Annotated in this window: 11 protein-coding genes; 4 read left to right on the top strand and 7 right to left on the bottom strand. The window is 64.5% G+C overall.

The genetic code is table 11. The annotated features are described in order from the left end of the window. Positions 1–130: 130 nt before the first annotated feature. The gene (locus QMK22_RS14445) at positions 131–1,348 is read left to right on the top strand and encodes a benzoate/H(+) symporter BenE family transporter (RefSeq protein ID WP_349361165.1); all 1,218 of its coding nucleotides are present in this window, start codon (positions 131–133) and stop codon (positions 1,346–1,348) included. A gap of 30 nt (positions 1,349–1,378) precedes the next feature. Here QMK22_RS14445 and QMK22_RS14440 read toward each other — a convergent pair whose 3' ends face one another. The 3 genes from QMK22_RS14440 to QMK22_RS14430 form a co-directional block, all read right to left on the bottom strand. Continuing rightward, complete coding sequence (locus QMK22_RS14440) at positions 1,379–2,188, bottom strand: DUF8692 domain-containing protein (protein WP_502857762.1); 810 nt, start codon at positions 2,186–2,188, stop codon at positions 1,379–1,381. 271 nt (positions 2,189–2,459) lie between these two features. After that, complete coding sequence (locus QMK22_RS14435) at positions 2,460–4,271, bottom strand: HNH endonuclease signature motif containing protein (protein ID WP_283498347.1); 1,812 nt, start codon at positions 4,269–4,271, stop codon at positions 2,460–2,462. Positions 4,272–4,637: 366 nt separating this feature from the next. Continuing rightward, entirely contained in the window at positions 4,638–6,701 is a 2,064-nt protein-coding gene (locus tag QMK22_RS14430) for a M3 family metallopeptidase (protein WP_283498346.1), read from the bottom strand. A 95-nt stretch (positions 6,702–6,796) separates the two neighbouring features. On the opposite strand from QMK22_RS14430, the gene QMK22_RS14425 reads away from it, so the two are divergent. Continuing rightward, complete coding sequence (locus QMK22_RS14425; RefSeq protein WP_283498345.1) at positions 6,797–7,495, top strand: alpha/beta fold hydrolase; 699 nt, start codon at positions 6,797–6,799, stop codon at positions 7,493–7,495. A gap of 92 nt (positions 7,496–7,587) precedes the next feature. Continuing rightward, positions 7,588–8,421, top strand: a complete 834-nt coding sequence (locus tag QMK22_RS14420) for a methyltransferase domain-containing protein (protein WP_283498344.1) — start codon at positions 7,588–7,590, stop codon at positions 8,419–8,421. Between the two features lie 120 nt (positions 8,422–8,541). Here QMK22_RS14420 and QMK22_RS14415 read toward each other — a convergent pair whose 3' ends face one another. The 4 genes from QMK22_RS14415 to QMK22_RS14400 all read right to left on the bottom strand — a co-directional run bounded on the left by QMK22_RS14415 (position 8,542) and on the right by QMK22_RS14400 (position 12,365). Further along, on the bottom strand, positions 8,542–8,811 hold the full coding sequence (locus QMK22_RS14415; RefSeq protein ID WP_283498343.1) for a hypothetical protein: 270 nt from the start codon (positions 8,809–8,811) through the stop codon (positions 8,542–8,544). Positions 8,812–8,814: 3 nt separating this feature from the next. Next, positions 8,815–9,261, bottom strand: coding sequence for a GNAT family N-acetyltransferase (locus QMK22_RS14410; protein WP_283498342.1), 447 nt, complete (start codon positions 9,259–9,261; stop codon positions 8,815–8,817). Positions 9,262–9,269: 8 nt separating this feature from the next. Beyond that, positions 9,270–11,864 (bottom strand): valine--tRNA ligase, encoded by a 2,595-nt coding sequence (gene valS, locus QMK22_RS14405; protein WP_283498341.1) that lies wholly within the window; start codon positions 11,862–11,864, stop codon positions 9,270–9,272. Positions 11,865–12,011: 147 nt separating this feature from the next. Continuing rightward, positions 12,012–12,365 carry an MmcQ/YjbR family DNA-binding protein gene (locus QMK22_RS14400; protein WP_283498340.1) on the bottom strand — a complete coding sequence of 118 codons (354 nt, stop codon included), beginning with the start codon at positions 12,363–12,365 and terminating at the stop codon, positions 12,012–12,014. A 286-nt stretch (positions 12,366–12,651) separates the two neighbouring features. On the opposite strand from QMK22_RS14400, the gene ileS reads away from it, so the two are divergent. Beyond that, complete coding sequence (gene ileS / locus QMK22_RS14395; RefSeq protein WP_502857774.1) at positions 12,652–16,119, top strand: isoleucine--tRNA ligase; 3,468 nt, start codon at positions 12,652–12,654, stop codon at positions 16,117–16,119. The last annotated feature ends 50 nt before the right edge of the window (positions 16,120–16,169 follow it).

Here is a 16,169-nt window from a genome sequence, read left to right as displayed (position 1 = left end):
GGTGTCCATCAGTAACAGACAGCGGTCATCAATCTCGGTGCTCGTCAGTATCGTGGTGGTGGGCTCTGCACGGATCTGTCTGTGCCGATATGTCTGAACCAGGAAAATAAGCCGGTGCGCTAACGATTGTGTGCGGGGAACGGATGAGGACCCAAACGGTGGGAGCGGCGTGAGGGGCGGTGCGCGGGGGCTGGTCCAGCCGATCTCGACTGGAATCGTGGCGGCGATCACCGGCTTCGCGAGCTCGTTCGTGCTGGTCGTTGCCGGGTTGCGGGCCGTCGGGGCGACGGAGACTCAAGCGTCTTCAGGTCTTCTCGCGCTGTGCCTGATGGTGGGCGCGCTCTGCATTGCACTTCCCTGGCATTTTCGTATGCCGATTTCATTCGCGTGGTCAACGCCTGGGGCAGCGCTTTTGGTTGCGGCCGGGGCCTCCACCGACGACTTCGGTGCAGCCATCGGGGCTTTTCTCGTCTGCGGCGCGCTCATAGTGCTGTCGGGTCTGTGGCCACGACTCGGTCGGGTCATTACTAGCATTCCGAAGCCGCTGGCGGCGGCAATGCTGGCCGGCATCCTTTTTCCAATCTGTCTGGCGCCCATTCAGGCTTCGATTGAGCGACCGCTGTTGGCGCTGCCGGTCGTGCTCGTCTGGCTCGTGCTGTACCGCTTGGCGCCGCGCTGGGCGGTTCCGGCCGCGATGGTCGTGGCGGCCATCGGCATCGGAGTAACCGCCGGAACGGATTGGCTGAGTGTGTCGACATCCGCTCCCGCTCTGATGCTGATCGCTCCGGTCTTCGACCCGCTGGTCATAGTGAGTCTGGGCGTGCCGCTGTTCATCGTGACCATGGCAGGCCAGAACGTTCCCGGCTTCGCCGTGCTAGCCACCTTCGGGTATCGGCCGCCGCCGCGATCGGTGCTGATCTGGTCGGGGGTCGGCACCATGGTGAGCTCCGTGTTCGGAGCGCACAGCACCAATCTGGCAGCGATCACGGCGGCACTGATGGCCAGCCCGGACTCCCATAGCGACCCGGGCAAACGGTGGGTCGCCACGGTCGCGTCCGGCTTTGGCTACCTTGTGCTCGGTCTCGGGGCCGGGCTGGCGACGGCCCTGGTGGCAGCGTCACCCCCGATCCTCATTGTCGCTGTCGCGGGACTGGCACTGCTGGGCGCCCTGATCACCAGTCTCATTGGTGCACTGGAGGAACCAGAGCATCGGATCAGCGCCATAGCGACATTTCTGGTGACGGCGTCGGGCATTACAGTCGTCGGTATCGGCTCTGCATTCTGGGGCCTCGTCGTGGGCGGAATCTTCACGCTCTGGCTCGGTTCACGCCGACCCAGCGCGGGTTAGCTGTTTGCGACGAGTAGTCGTGTCGGATGTTCACTCCAGGTGCGGAGGGTGCTGGCTCGCGGCGGAGCGGCCGCTCCGCGTTCGCACAAGGATTCCGGCCGCCGTGCGTTCGATGCTCAGAGCGTAGAGGGCTGCGGCGAGAGCCAGAAGGGCCCCCGTCACCTCGAGTCCCTCCTCGATACCGAGCAAGACGTGGTACTCCAGGCTGGCCCGAGCCAGGTCGTCCTGGTGCCCACCCACGGCGACGCCGCTGATTGCTTCCACCCCGACCGCGCCGAGCAAATAGATGATGCCGGCCACGATGAGGCGGCGACGGAGGTTTAGGTCGATGTGTCGTGCAATCCAGAGCACGATGATGCCGGCGACGATGGCCAGCGGCACCCCGAGGGTGAGCCAGCTGAAGGTAAACGTTTGGCCTGGATTGAACCTGGCCAATTTCTCATGGAGCTGAGCAATCTCATCGGCGGACATCTCGACGGCGACCGCTCCCAGAAGAAAATATGGTGTCCCGGTCGACCCCTCGTTGTGGGCAGCCGCACCGACAATACAGAGGACGACGCCAACGCTCGCGAGCAGGAGCCCGGATATCCACGCCCAGAGATTGGCTTCACCATCGGCATAGAGCAGACTCGCCGTTCCGCTGAGAAGGGGCCACCCCGGCACCGAGCTGTCGACATTCTCGCGGAGGTAGTGAAGGATCAACCCGCTTAGGAGCATCGCAGCCAAGACCGCGGCGGTGCTCCACAGAAAACGACGCCGACCGGTACCTTGGTCTCGACCTGCTCGACCTGCTCGACCTGCTCGACCTGCTCGACCTGCTCGACCTGCTCGAGTGTCCATGGCCCCAGAGACTACACCGCGATCAACCAGCCGCGCATCACCACTATTGAGGGTACAGCGGCTGGAAAGATGCGCTCCTGACTCATAGCCTCGCGCCCGATGATGCCGACGATCCCGCTGCGACCGCTGGCAGCGCCCCCTCTGTCTGTCTGTCTGCCTGTCTGTTTGTCTGTCTGTCTGTCTGTCCGTCCGTCCGTCCGAAGAGTTTGTCGAACACGCCCGTGGATCGAGCTTGTCGTGATCGCCCGGTCGGTCGTTCCGTGTGCTGGCGTCAGCCTGTTTTGGCGTTGGGCTGGTGTTGTTTTGAGTCTTGTACCGGGTGGAGTTCGAGCAGGAGGGGGTTTTTGCTGTGCAGGGCGATCGGTGTTTGGTGTGGGTCGATTGTTGCGGGTGGTTGCAGCCAGAACCGGCCGTGGTCGGCGATGATCTGCCAGCCTTCCTGGTGGAGTCGGCGGTGGCACGGAGCGCAGAGCAGGAGTCCGACGTCGATATCGGTGGTGCCGGAGTCGCGTACCCAGTGGTCGGCGTGGTGCACTTCGGATCGGGAGGGTGGCATGTCGCAGTCCAGGAACATGCAGCCGCCGTCGCGCATGCCGATGGCTACGCGTTGGGCTTCGCTGAAGGTGCGTTGGCTGCGGCCGAGTTTGAGTGGATGCCCCGCCTCGTCCAGTAGTAGACGTAGCTGGCCGGTGTTGCAGAGAATCTGCTGCACCGTTTCGAGGGAGATCGGGGCGGGGTTGCCCTCGAGGAAGCCGTGCCCGATGCGGGCCGGCGACGCCGGCACTGACGCCGGCACTGACGCCGGCACTGACGCCGGCACTGACGCCGGCACTGTCGCCGGCCCTGTCACTGGCTCTGTCGACGGCTCTGTCGAGGCTGCCCCCGCGGCCGCGGCCGCAGTGGCAGCGCGCAACTCCGCTTCCGCGGTCGCGCCGGCTGCGCCGGCTGCGCCGGCTGCGCCGGCCGGGTCGGCCGGGTCGGCCGGGTCGCGTTCGTCGGCGGGCACGAGTCCGGCGTTTTTCAGGTCGGTGTGGGTGACGATGATGCGCACTGCGGGGTGGCGTCCGCCATACATTCGGGTGGGGTCGGCGTCGGTGCCGGTTTTCAGCAGTGTGGTGAACGCGTCGGCGGCGATCTGGTCGACGGTGCGCGGGTCGTTCTTGATGCGTTCAGCCCAGGCCGCTTGCTCCGTGTCGACGAAGCGCACGCCGCCGCGGCGGGGACTGGTGAGGCAGTCGTAGGCGCTGAGCCAGTACTCGCCCTGCTCGGGCGCGAGCAGTCCGCTGAGCACGACCATGCCGTCGTGCCGGCGGAACAGCTTGAATTTGGTGTCGTCGCGGGCCTGCTTCTCCCGCGCCCGAATGCCGGCCTCGTCGAGGTGGTCGCGCAGTCGACGCGCCCGCCGGTACACCAGCTCCACGTTCAACCCGGTCACCTCCGGCACGAGCACCGACAGCGCATCGCGCAGGATCGGCGCGGACACGGCCTGGTCGATGTCGCCCAGCCCGCGCCGGAGGGCGTCGGCCTGATCGACCGTGAGGGTGCCGGCGGCAACGGCATGCACGATCGGCGCCTGCCACGGCACGTCGCCTAGATCCTTGGCGATACCCTCGGCGATCCCGTCGCCTCTGCCGTCGCCTATTCCGTCACCGGGACCGTCGGCTGGGCTGTTCGGACCGCCAGTATCCGTTCCACCACTAGCACCCGTCAGCGCGGCAGCCGCCTCGGCAGCCAGCTGGGCGGCCCGTTCCGCGGCATCCGTTTCAGCCATCAGCGTGCCCGACGCGACCAGCTTGACCGCTTCGCCGCGGCTGGAGCCGTTCACGTGCTGAATCATGGCCTCCGGCGACGCGAACCCCTGTCGTGCGGCCAGGCCCTCGCGGCCGAGCTCGGGCCGGGACCGGCGGGCGACGGTGCCGGCCATCCACGCCGCGAACACGTCCAGCAGCCGCCGTGCCTCCGCCAACGACCGCTGGCCGCTGAGCACATCGGCCTCGGGCAGGGCGTCAAACGCCGCGCTGCAATCGCCGAGGGAGGCGACCCGGTCGGCCGCCCATCGAAGCTCATCAGCGAGGCTGTTCATACCCCAATTCTCCCACCCACCACCGACAAAGCCGAGAAAAGCTCGCAATCTGTGGAGAAGAAACCGAACACATCCCCTGTGGAGAACCGGTGTTCTATCGGTCGAGGCTGGTTGCTCTGTTGCTCTGTTGCTCTGGTGTTCTGGTGTTCTGTTGCTCTCCTGCTCTCCTGCTCTCCTGCTCTGCTGGTTGCTCTGCTGGTTGCTCTGCTGGTCGCGCTGTCGGTCGGGCCGTCGAGACGACACGTGCCGCGCTGTTTCGGGCGGCGCGGGCAGGTTCTGCAGCGCATGCACGTGCGGCGCATGCAGGTGGGGTGCAAGCAGGTGGGGCGCGTTCAGATACCGCGGGGTAACAGTGGTCGGGGCGAGCTAGTTGAGACCGCGCCGGTCGAGCAGCGGCTGCAGTTCGGCGTCGCGACCGCGCCAGTTTCGGTACGCGTCCAGCGGGTCCATGGTGCCACCGACTCCGAGCAGGCGGTCACGAAAACGCTCGCCGTTGGCCCGGGTCAGGCCGCCATTGTCCTTGAACCACTCAACGGTGTCGGCATCCAGCACCTCGCTCCAGATGTACGAGTAATACCCGGCGTCGTACCCGCCCGAGAATGTGTGCGCGAAGTAGGTGCTGGAATAGCGGGTGGGCACGACCGGGTTGTCGAGTGCAACCGAGGCGAGGGCATCCGCTTCGAAACTGGGCACGTCGGTGACGGTGGTGTCGGCGTCAATGCGGTGCCACGCCTGGTCGAGCAGAGCTGCGGCGAGATATTCACTGGTCAGGAAGCCCTCGTTGAAGGCCGATGACGCCTGGATGCGGTCCACCAGCTGCTGTGGCATCGCCGCTCCCGTCTCGTAGTGGCGGGCGTAGTTAGTGAGCACCTCGCGCCAGAGCATCCACATTTCGTTGACCTGGCTGGGAAACTCCACGAAGTCGCGGTACACGTTGGTGCCCGAGAATTTGGGGTAGGTCGCACGTGCCAACAATCCGTGTAGCGCATGGCCGAATTCGTGGAAGAGTGTGGTGACCTGGTCGTAGGTGAGCAGGGTGGGTTGACCGGCGGCTGGTTTGGATACGTTGAGGTTATTGCAGACCACGGTCGTATCGGTGTCCAGGAGCGTTGACTGGGAGACCAGGGCGTTCATCCAAGCGCCACCGCGCTTGGAATCGCGGGTGTAGAAGTCGCCGATGTAGAGCCCGACGGACGCGCCCGTTTCAGTGGCGACCTCGAATACCCGTGATTCAGGGTGCCAGCCGATCAGGTCTGGCCGGGCGGTGAAGGTGAGTCCGTACAGCTGGTTTGCCGCGTAGAACACCCCGTTGGTCAGAACGCTTTCCAATTCGAAGTACGGGCGCATGGCGGTCGTGTCAACGTCGTACTTGGCCCGACGTACCTTTTCGGTGTAGAACGCCCAGTCCCACGCGGCCAGCTGAAAGCCCCCGCCCTCGGCGTCGATCACCGCCTGCAGGTCGGCCTGTTCCACCCCGGCATTGCGGGCAGCCGCCGGGGCCAGGCGGCTGAGAAGATCCCAGACGGCACCGGGCGTCTTGGCGGTCTCGTCGGCGGTCACGTAGGCGGCATGGCAATCGAACCCGAGCAGTCGGGCCCGCTGGGCACGCAGGTGCGTGATCTCGATGACGAGCGGTCGATTATCGTTAGCGGCACCGGCGGCATCAGAGCGGATGCCGCGGGCTCGGCTCGCTGCGAGTAACCGTTCGCGCACCCCGCGGTTGGTGAGGCTCGCCAGGTAGGGGTGCGAGGTGGGGAGAACGAGGCTGATCAGATATTTGCCCACGAGGCCGCGTTCCGTGGCAGCCTCGGCCGCAGCTGAGATTTCGCCGATGCTGAGCCCGTCGAGTTCGGCGACATCGGCGACAACGAGCGCGAGGTCATTCGTGTCGGCCAAAAGATTCTTTTCGAATCGGGTCGTCAGCGTCGATAAACGCGCGTTGAAATCACGCAGGGATTGCTTGTCGTCGTCGCTCAGAGCAGCCCCGGCGAGGGTGAACTCGGTAAAGTACCGCTCGATCAGGTACAGCGACTCAGCATCAAGGTTGAGGCTCGAACGCTGCTCGTGCAGGGTCGCGATGCGCGCGTACAGGGCCGGGTCGAGGCGGATGGCGTCGGCGTGTGCGGCGAGGAGGGGTGCGAGTTCTTCCTCGAGGGCGGTGGTGAAGTCGCTCGAATCAGACGAACTCTTATTGAAGAAGACCTCTGCGACCCGGGCGAGTGTTTGCCCACTGCGTTCGAGGGCGACGAGCGTGTTCTCGAGGGTGGGGGCATCCGCTGTGCCCGTGATTTCAGCGATCTCGGCCAGTTGCTCGGTCATGCCCTCTAAAAAGGCCGGCCGGTAGTGCTCATCAGTGATGTCGGCAAACGGCGGGAGTTGGTAGGGCAGGGTGCTGCGGGCGAAAAACGGATTGTTCGCGAAGGAGGCCATGACTCCAGACTAACCACGGCAGCTCGCAGCACCGCGCCTGCGCTGACGCACCAAATTGCGCCGCGTATGTCGGCGGTGCGGGCTACAGTGCCAGCATGGACATCATTCTGGTACCCGGATTTTGGCTCGACGGCGCTTCCTGGTCGGAGGTGACACCCGTGCTTGAAGCCGCGGGACACCGGGTGCACGCGCTGACGCTGCCGGGACTGGAAAGTGTCACTGCGCCGCGCGCCGGTGTGAGACTGCGCACGCACATTGACGCCGTCGTGGGGATTATTGATTCACTGAACACTCCGGTGGTGCTCGTCGGGCATTCCGGTGGCGGAGCCATCATTCACGGTGCCATCGATGCGCGCCCACACCGGATTGCACGGGGAATCTACGTTGACAGTGGGCCGGTCGCCGACGGTGGCGTGATCAATGACGACCTCACGGTGGAAGGCGACGAAATACCCCTGCCGCCGTGGGAAGATTTCGATGATGCTGACCTCGTGGGCTTGAATGAAGAACTACGGGCGGCGTTTCGGGCGAGAGCCGTGCCACAACCGCGGGGAGTCGCCTACGATCAGCAGATTCTGCACGACGAGCGACGGTATGACGTGCCGGTCACGGTCATCGCCTGCGAATTTGCAGCCAGCGCACTGGCCGGGTGGATCGCGCAGGGTGATCCTCACGTGTCTGAACTGGCACGTATTCGTGATGTGGAATACGTTGACTTGCCCACCGGGCACTGGCCGCAGTTCACGCGGCCTCTCGAACTCGGAGCGGTGATCGTCAGTGCGATCGATCGCTGAGAGGATGCTGATCCGCCGTTGGTCGACCGATGGGCGGGCACTGATCGGGCACTGATCGACTACTGAGCACGGCGGCACCGTAGGATCGCAGCATGACACACCCAACCGGCAGCTCCGAGTCCGCTCCGCGGGACGAATACACGCACGGCCACCACGAAAGCGTGCTGCGTTCGCACACCTGGCGCACCGTGGCGAACTCGGCCGCCTATCTGATTCCGGAGTTGCACGCCGGGGGAATCCTGCTCGATGTCGGTTGTGGTCCCGGCACGATCACGGTCGACCTGGCGCGCAGGCTGGCGCCGGGCCGGGTCGTCGGTATTGACGCATCGACCGACATCGTCGAACACGCGACCGGATTGGCCGCCGACGAGGGTGCGCACAACGTGAGTTTTCAGGTCGGTGACGTCTACGCCCTCGACTTTGCCGACGCCAGCTTTGATATCGTGCATGCCCATCAGGTGCTGCAACACCTGGCTGATCCAGTCGCCGCGATGACGGAAATGCGTCGAGTGCTGCGTCCTGGTGGTGTGCTTGCTGCTCGTGACGTGGACTACGGGGGAGTCATAATGGCGCCCCACATTGATGGTTTGGCTGATTGGATGCGGGTTTACCGTGAGGTGCACTATTGGAACGGGGGTGACCCCGATGCCGGTCGTTCACTCAAAACCTGGGCCAGACGGGCCGGATTCACCGACGTGACCAGCAGCGCATCCATCTGGTGCTTTGCATCCGATGCTGAACGCGAATGGTGGGGTGGGTCGTGGGCGGTGCGGGTGACCGAATCAGCTTTTGCGGCGCACGCCATCGAATCCGGTGTGGCCGACCTGGCCGACCTGAAACGCATGGCCGCCGCCTGGCACGAGTGGGTGCGTGATCCGAACGGGTGGTTCGGAATGCCGCACGGCGAAATACTCGCCCGCGCTTGACCGCGGCCGGTTACCAGCCCGCTCGCTACAATGTGCGCCGCCGATCGGGCTGTGCCGTACGGCTGCGCACCGTACGGCTGCGCACCGTACGGCTGCGCACCGTACGGCTGTGGGTCCAGCTCAGATCCATTCCTCATCGTCGTCATCGACGGTGGTCGACGGCTGCGTGATGGTGGCACTGTCATCGACCGGATTAAAGCGGATGATGGTGCCGTCGTCGAGCTCAATCACCGGCTTGGCCTCAAGCCAGGTCAGCGTCCAGCGCCAGGTGCTGGTGTCGACGTCGAGCGCCGTGAGGTCCTCTTCGACAGCTCGAACGGCGATTTCAACGACGTGCGGAAGCCCGGTCGGCGGTGTCCCGCCGAGGGTCCAACGTGTGCCCAGCTGCATCAGCTAAACGTCGATCTCGTAGGTGACCCAGTCGGTTCGGGTACCGACCTGGTCGTAGAGCACCTGCGCGGTGGCGTTGTCGGCGGCGGTCACCAGCTGCACCTGAGCCAGCTTGTGGTCGCGCGCATAGGCCTTGGTGAAGTCCATCAACTGGGTGCCGACGCCCTTACCGCGAAAGTCCTCGGCCACGAACAGATCATCGAGGAACAGGGCGAGGTCACCGCTCAGGGTGCGCGGAACGGTGCGGTAGTGCGCGAAGCCGACAAAGTCACCCTCCTCGTTGACCGCGACGGCGCCATTGAGGGAATTGTTCACATCGATGATCCAGCTCCAGAGCTGCAGCGCCTTCTGATCGGTCAATTCGCTCTCATAGAACGCGCTGTAACCCTCAAACAGGCCCAGCCAAGCAAAAAAATCCTTGTCGCCCAGCGGGCGTACGGTTACTGACATCTGGTCTCCTAACTTTCTAACACGGTGGCGAACACGATGTCGGTCACAGCGAGTTCGCTGCCGTCGACAAAAGTCAGTTCTTGAATACGACCGACCGCTTTGAGATCAGCGGTGGCCAGGGTAAGCAGTGCAATCTCGGCGGGAGCACCGCATATCACTGCGGAATCCACTTCGGACTTCTGCGAAGCTTTCGCATCGGTCTTAGCACGACGGATGCCGGTCAGCGCACGGCTGGCCAGATCGAGCAGGGCGATATTGCCACTGGCAACCTCGCCGCTGCCGAGCAGATCGGCCGCGACCGGCCACGGCGCGGTGTGCACCGAACCATCGTTCGACCACGACCAGGCTTCTTCGGTGGCGAAGGGAACGAACGGCGCGAACAGGCGCAGCAGGGTGGCCAGCGCGGTGCGCAGCGCGGCAACGGCTGACGCTTGCTCCGGGCACGGCTCACCGTAGGCGCGTTCTTTCACGAGTTCGAGGTAGTCGTCGCAGAACATCCAGAAGAAACTCTCCGTGGTCTCCAAAGCGCGCGCGTGGTCGTAATTCTCAAACGCGGTCGTGGCCTGGGCGACGACGGCGGTGAGGCCGGCCAGCATGCTCTGATCCACCGGTTCGGTGATCGGGGCATCCCGGCTCCCCTTCGACATAGAGACGAATTTGCTCGCGTTGAGGATCTTGATGGCGAGGCGACGGCCGATCTTGATCTGCGTCGGGTTCTTCGGGTCGAAGGCCGCGTCGGTGCCGAGGCGAGAGGATGCCGCCCAGTAGCGCACCGCATCCGAGCCGTGCAGCTCGAGCATATCGGCCGGCGTGACCACGTTGCCCTTGGATTTGCTCATCTTCTTGCGGTCGGGGTCGACGATGAAGCCACTGAGCGCAGCGTGCTGCCAGGGCGAGATACCGTGCTGCTGTTCGGCGCGCAAAAGGGTGGAGAACAGCCAGGTGCGAATGATGTCCTGGCCCTGTGGGCGCAGCGAATAGGGAAAGACCAGCTTGAACAATTCCGGATCGCGTTCCCAGCCACCGGCCAGTTGCGGGGTGAGCGAGGAGGTCGCCCAGGTGTCCATGACGTCGACTTCACCGACGAATCCACCGGCCTGGCCGCGCTGGCTCTGGGTGAAGCCGGGCGCGGCATCCGATGAGGGGTCGACCGGCAGCATGTCCCGAGTCGCTACGATCGGCTGGTCGAAGACGGGGTTGGCGTCGTCGTCGAGCGGGTACCAGACCGGCAGCGGCACGCCGAAGAAGCGCTGGCGGGAGACCAGCCAGTCGCCGGTGAGGCCGTTGACCCAATTCTCGTAGCGCACCTTCATGAATTCGGGGTGCCAGGCGAGCTCGGTGCCGTGCTCGAGCAGTCGGGTGCGCAGCTTCTCGTCCCGGGCACCGTTTCGGATGTACCACTGCCGGGTGGACACGATTTCGAGCGGCTTGTCGCCCTTTTCGAAGAACTTCACCGCGTGCACGATCGGCTTGGGGTCGCCGATCAGGTCGCCGCTGGCTCGGAGCAAATCCACAACGGCCTGCTTGGCGGAGAAGACGGTCTTGCCGGCGAGCTGCGCGTAGGCGGCGCGGCCGGTTTCGGACGTGATCGCTTCGGGCGCCTCGGCGATGATGCGGCCGTCGAAACCCATGATGGCGCGGTTGGGCAGGTCGAGTTCGCGCCACCAGACCACGTCGGTCACATCGCCGAAGGTGCAGATCATCGCGATTCCCGAGCCCTTGTCTTTCTGGGCGAGGTGGTGGGCGAGCACGGGAACGTCGACGCCAAACACCGGGGTCGTCACCGTGGTGCCGAAGAGGTGCTTGTACCGTTCGTCGTCGGGATGTGCGACGAGGGCGACGCAGGCCGGCAGCAGTTCGGGGCGAGTCGTTTCAATTTCGATTGTGCTGCCGTCGGGCTTCAGGAACGACACCCGGTGGTACGCGGCGGGCATGTCCTTGTCTTCAAGCTCGGCTTGGGCCACTGCGGTGCGAAAAGTGACGTCCCACAGGGTCGGGGCCATGGCCTGGTAGGCCTCGCCACGCTCGACGTTGCCGAGAAAAGCGAGCTGCGAGGTGAACAGAGCCTCCGGGCCGATGGTGCGGTAGGACTGGGTCCAGTCGACGCTCAGGCCGAGGGTGCGCCAGAGCGCTTCAAACTGCTTCTCATCTTCTTTGGTGAGGGTTTCGCACAGTTCGATGAAGTTGCGGCGGCTGATCGGCAGCTGGTCGGCCGCCTTCGAGCTCTTGCCGTCGCCGCCTTCGAACGGTGGAGCAAAGCTGTCGGTGTAGCTGAGCGAGGGATCGCAGCGCACACCGTAATAGTTCTGCACACGGCGTTCCGTGGGCAGCCCATTGTCATCCCAACCCATCGGATAGAACACGTTTTTGCCGCGCATGCGCTGAAAGCGGGCGATGACATCGGTATGGGTATACGAGAAAACGTGACCGATGTGCAGCGAACCGGATGCGGTCGGTGGGGGAGTGTCGATCGAGTAAATGGTTTCCCGGGTGGCGTTCTCACGAGCGAAACGGTAGGTGCCGTCGGTTTCCCAGCGGGTCTCCCATTTGGCTTCGAGCCCTTCAAGGGCTGGCTTTTCGGGGACGCGGTCGGCGTTGGTCATGACTCTCCGGTTCGGTATATTCGGCACCGTGTCGATGGTGAGGTGCCTGAGTTCGCATACCCAATCTACCCGATCCTCACTTTGCGCCCGACTGCCGGCATGTTTTACCGCTTCGGCTCGGTTGTCCCCGTGTGGTAGCCGTACGACCTAGCCCTGCAGTCCGAGCCGGATTTCCTTCGGCAGGGACGCCACGATGATGGCGTGTGACTCGGCAATCAACTCGCGCACGTGCTCGTCGGGCACCGAGCCGTCAAGGCGCACCGTAACCCAGTGCTTCTTGTTCATGTGGTACCCCGGCACGATTCCTGCAACGCTGCGGATCAGTCGCGGAACATTCTCGGGGAGCGCCTTGACCGTGATGCTTGGCAGCGTGGCGCCGGGCTGATCAACTGAAAACATCTTGCCGCCGACTTTCATGACGCGGGCCTCCGGGCCGAATGGATAGGTCGGCACCGCCCCGTTGAGGTCGAGGAGAAAGGCGGAGAGTTCTTCAGATGTCACTGCTGTACTCCAGTTCTGGGGCCGCGGGCACTGATAGTATTCAACACGAATGACAGTGACTCGGCTATCACCGGGAAGTCTTCGGAAGAACAGATGGCCACCCCCCGGGTGGACATTCCAGTAGAACCGAACGGGTCGGGCCCGTCACAGCCTCTGAACGAGCGGTCGTTCGTGGGTTGAGCACGTCGAAACCACGGGCGGCAAGCGAGGTGGTACCGCGGCGATTTCTACACAATCGTTCGTCCTCGTGGAGCAGGGCCCCAGTGACCCGTCCGGTAGGAGAAGCATTTTGTACCCCAAGAGCCGCAATGCCACGCCCCATGAACACACGGCCGGTGACGAGCCCACGCCCGGCGCGGCCATCGTTCCCTCACCCAACTTTCCCGCGCTCGAAGGCGAGGTGCTCGCTTTTTGGAAGAGCGACGACACCTTCCAGGCCTCGATCGACCAGCGCGACGGCGCCGAAGAATGGACCTTCTACGACGGCCCGCCCTTCGCCAACGGTCTGCCGCACTACGGCCATCTGCTCACCGGCTACGCCAAAGACCTGTTCCCCCGATTCCAGACCATGCGCGGCAAGCAGGTGCACCGCCGGTTCGGCTGGGACACCCACGGCCTGCCAGCCGAGCTGGAGGCAGAGCGCAAGCTCGGCATCACCGATAAAAGCCAGATCGAGGAGATGGGCCTCGCCGCGTTCAACGCGGTCGCCCGCGAGTCGGTGTTGGAGTACACCAAGGACTGGGAAGAGTACGTTACCCGTCAGGCCCGCTGGGTCGACTTCGAGAACGACTACAAGACCCTCGACATCACCTACATGGAGTCGGTGATCTGGGCCTTCAAGCAGCTGCACACCAAGGGCCTCGCCTATGAGGGGTACCGGGTGCTGCCGTATTGCTGGCGTGACCAGACCCCGCTGTCCAACCACGAACTGCGCATGGACGACGACGTCTACAAGATGCGTCAGGACCAGACCGTCACGGTCACCTTTCCGCTGATCGGGGCCAAGGCCGAAGCCCTCGGCCTCACGGCGGTGCGCGCTCTGGCCTGGACCACGACCCCGTGGACCCTCCCGACGAACTTCGCGCTGGCCGTGGGCCCCGAAATCGTCTACGCCGTCGTGCCAGCCGGCCCCAACGGCACCCCCGACGCCGAGGTGCTTCGGGAAGGCGTTTCGTCTGCGGCGGCGCTCAGCTCGGTTGAGGTGCTCGCTTCTGTTGAGGTGCTCGGTGCCGAATATCTCATCGCGATCGACCTCGTCGGCAACTATGCCAAGGACCTGGGCTATGACTCGGCCGCTGATGCCGTGGCATCCATTTCGCGCACGGTGCTCGGCAGCGAGTTGGAGGGGGTCAGCTATGATCGCCTGTTCGACCACTACGCCGACGAATCGCTCTGGGGTACCCAGAACGCCTGGCGTATCCTCGTGGCCGACTACGTCACCACGAGCGACGGCACCGGAATCGTGCACCAGGCTCCCGCCTACGGCGAGGAGGACCAGAAGGTCTGTGAAGCCGCGGGCATCCCGGTGATCATTTCCCTCGACGACGGTGGAAAGTTTCTCAGCGACATTCCCGAGGTAGCCGGCCAACTCTGGAGCGACGCCAACAAGCCGCTCACCGCGCTGCTCAAAGCCAACGGGCGTCTCATCCGCCAGGCCAGCTATGAGCACTCGTACCCGCACTGCTGGCGTTGCCGCAACCCGCTCATCTACAAGGCTGTGTCGAGCTGGTTCGTGCGCGTCACCGACTTTCGCCCGCGCATGGTCGAGCTCAACCAGGAGGTGAACTGGGTTCCGGAGAACGTTAAGGACGGCCAGTTCGGCAAGTGGATCGGCAACGCCCGCGACTGGTCGATCAGCCGCAACCGTTACTGGGGCTCGCCCATCCCGGTCTGGAAAAGCGACAACCCCGACTACCCGCGAACGGATGTCTACGGCTCGCTGGACGAGCTCGAAGCCGATTTCGGTGTGCGCCCGACCGACCTGCACCGCCCGTACATCGACGAGCTGACCCGCCCGAACCCCGACGACCCCACCGGCCAGTCGACGATGCGCCGCATCACGGACGTGCTCGACGTCTGGTTCGACTCCGGTTCGATGCCGTTCGCGCAGGTGCACTACCCGTTCGAGAACCGGGACTGGTTCGAAGCACACAACCCGGCCGACTTCATCGTGGAGTACATCGGACAGACCCGCGGCTGGTTCTACCTGCTGCACGTGCTCTCCACCGCCCTGTTCGACCGACCGGCCTTCAAGAACGTGGTCAGCCACGGCATCGTGCTCGGCAACGACGGCCAGAAGATGAGCAAGTCGCTGCGCAACTACCCCGACGTCAACGAGGTCTTCGACCGCGACGGCGCCGACGCCATGCGCTGGTTCCTGATGAGCTCGCCGGTATTGCGCGGCGGCAACCTCGTCGTCACCGAGGAGGGCATCCGCGAGGGTGCCCGCCAGGTCATGCTGCCGCTGTGGAGCACCTGGTATTTCTTCTCGCTCTACGCCAATGCGTCCGGACCCAATGTCGATGGCACGATGGGCTACGACGCCACCTGGCGTACCGATTCTACCGATGTGCTCGACCGCTACCTGCTCGCCAAAACCCGAGACCTGATCGTGGGCGTCGCGACCGACCTGGAGGCCCTGGACAGCACGACGGCCGCGGCGCGCCTGCGCGACTTCGCCGACGTGCTCACCAACTGGTACGTGCGCCGGTCGCGCGACCGGTTCTGGGGCGGCGCCACCGAGGGGGCGACCACCCACGAAGCCTTCGACACCCTGTACACGGTTCTGGAAACCGTCTGCCGGGTTACTGCTCCGCTGTTGCCGCTCGTAACCGAGCGCATCTGGCAGGGCCTCACCGGCGGCCGCAGCGTGCACCTCGAAGACTGGCCCGATGCCACCCTGTTTCCCGCCGACGACGAGCTCGTCACCGCCATGGACCAGGTGCGTCTGATCAGCAGCACCGTGCTCTCGCTTCGCAAGCAGGCCGGTCTGCGGGTGCGGCTTCCGCTGACCAACCTCACCGTCGTCACCGGCAACTCCGCAGCGCTTGGCTCGTTCGTGGGGATCCTGCGTGACGAACTCAACGTGAAGACGATCACCCTGATTGAGCTCGAAGACGACAGCGCTGCGGCTTACGGAGTCACGAGCAAACTTGTCGTGAATGCCCGCGCCGCTGGACCTCGACTGGGCAAGCAGGTTCAGCAGGTCATCAAGGCCGCCCGCGCCGGCGATTGGAGCGAGACCGACGGAATCGTCACTGCCGGCGGTATTACCCTCGAGGCGAGCGAATTCGAGCTGACGCTCGAGGCGAACAGCGACGCCGGCGATGGGGCTGCAGCGCTTGCCCTGCTGCCCGGCGGTGGTTTCGCGCTGCTCGCCACCGGCACCACACCCGAGCTTGAGGCCGAGGGCTTCGCCCGCGACCTGATTCGCGCCGTGCAGGACACCCGCAAGTCGGCCGGTTTTCAGGTGAGCGACCGCATCCGTCTGGATCTGGTGTTCGAGAGCGAAGCGGATGCTGATTCTTTCGACCTCGCCGTGGGAGTCGATGTGGCCGCGGAAACCCTCGCCACGAGCTTTTCCACCCACCGACCGTCGACCGGGGACATCTCGACCGCGTTGCCGTCGGAATGGCTGGAAGGGCGCGTCGGCGCTCCCGTGGAACACTATGTACGGTTCGAAGCCAAACACTATGTCAACCTGGGCGCCGTCATCGTGGCCGTCGCGCGCGTGAACGGAGCCATCCTTGTCTAAGAACGACACCCCCGAAGATTCCAACGACGCAATCACCCCCGCCGACGACA

It is taken from the genome of Cryobacterium sp. PH29-G1, assembly GCF_030063365.1.
In the GTDB taxonomy this organism is placed as follows: domain Bacteria; phylum Actinomycetota; class Actinomycetes; order Actinomycetales; family Microbacteriaceae; genus Cryobacterium.
The sequence above is the reverse complement of the archived record's forward strand: the minus strand, read 5'-3'. Positions and strand labels throughout refer to the sequence as shown.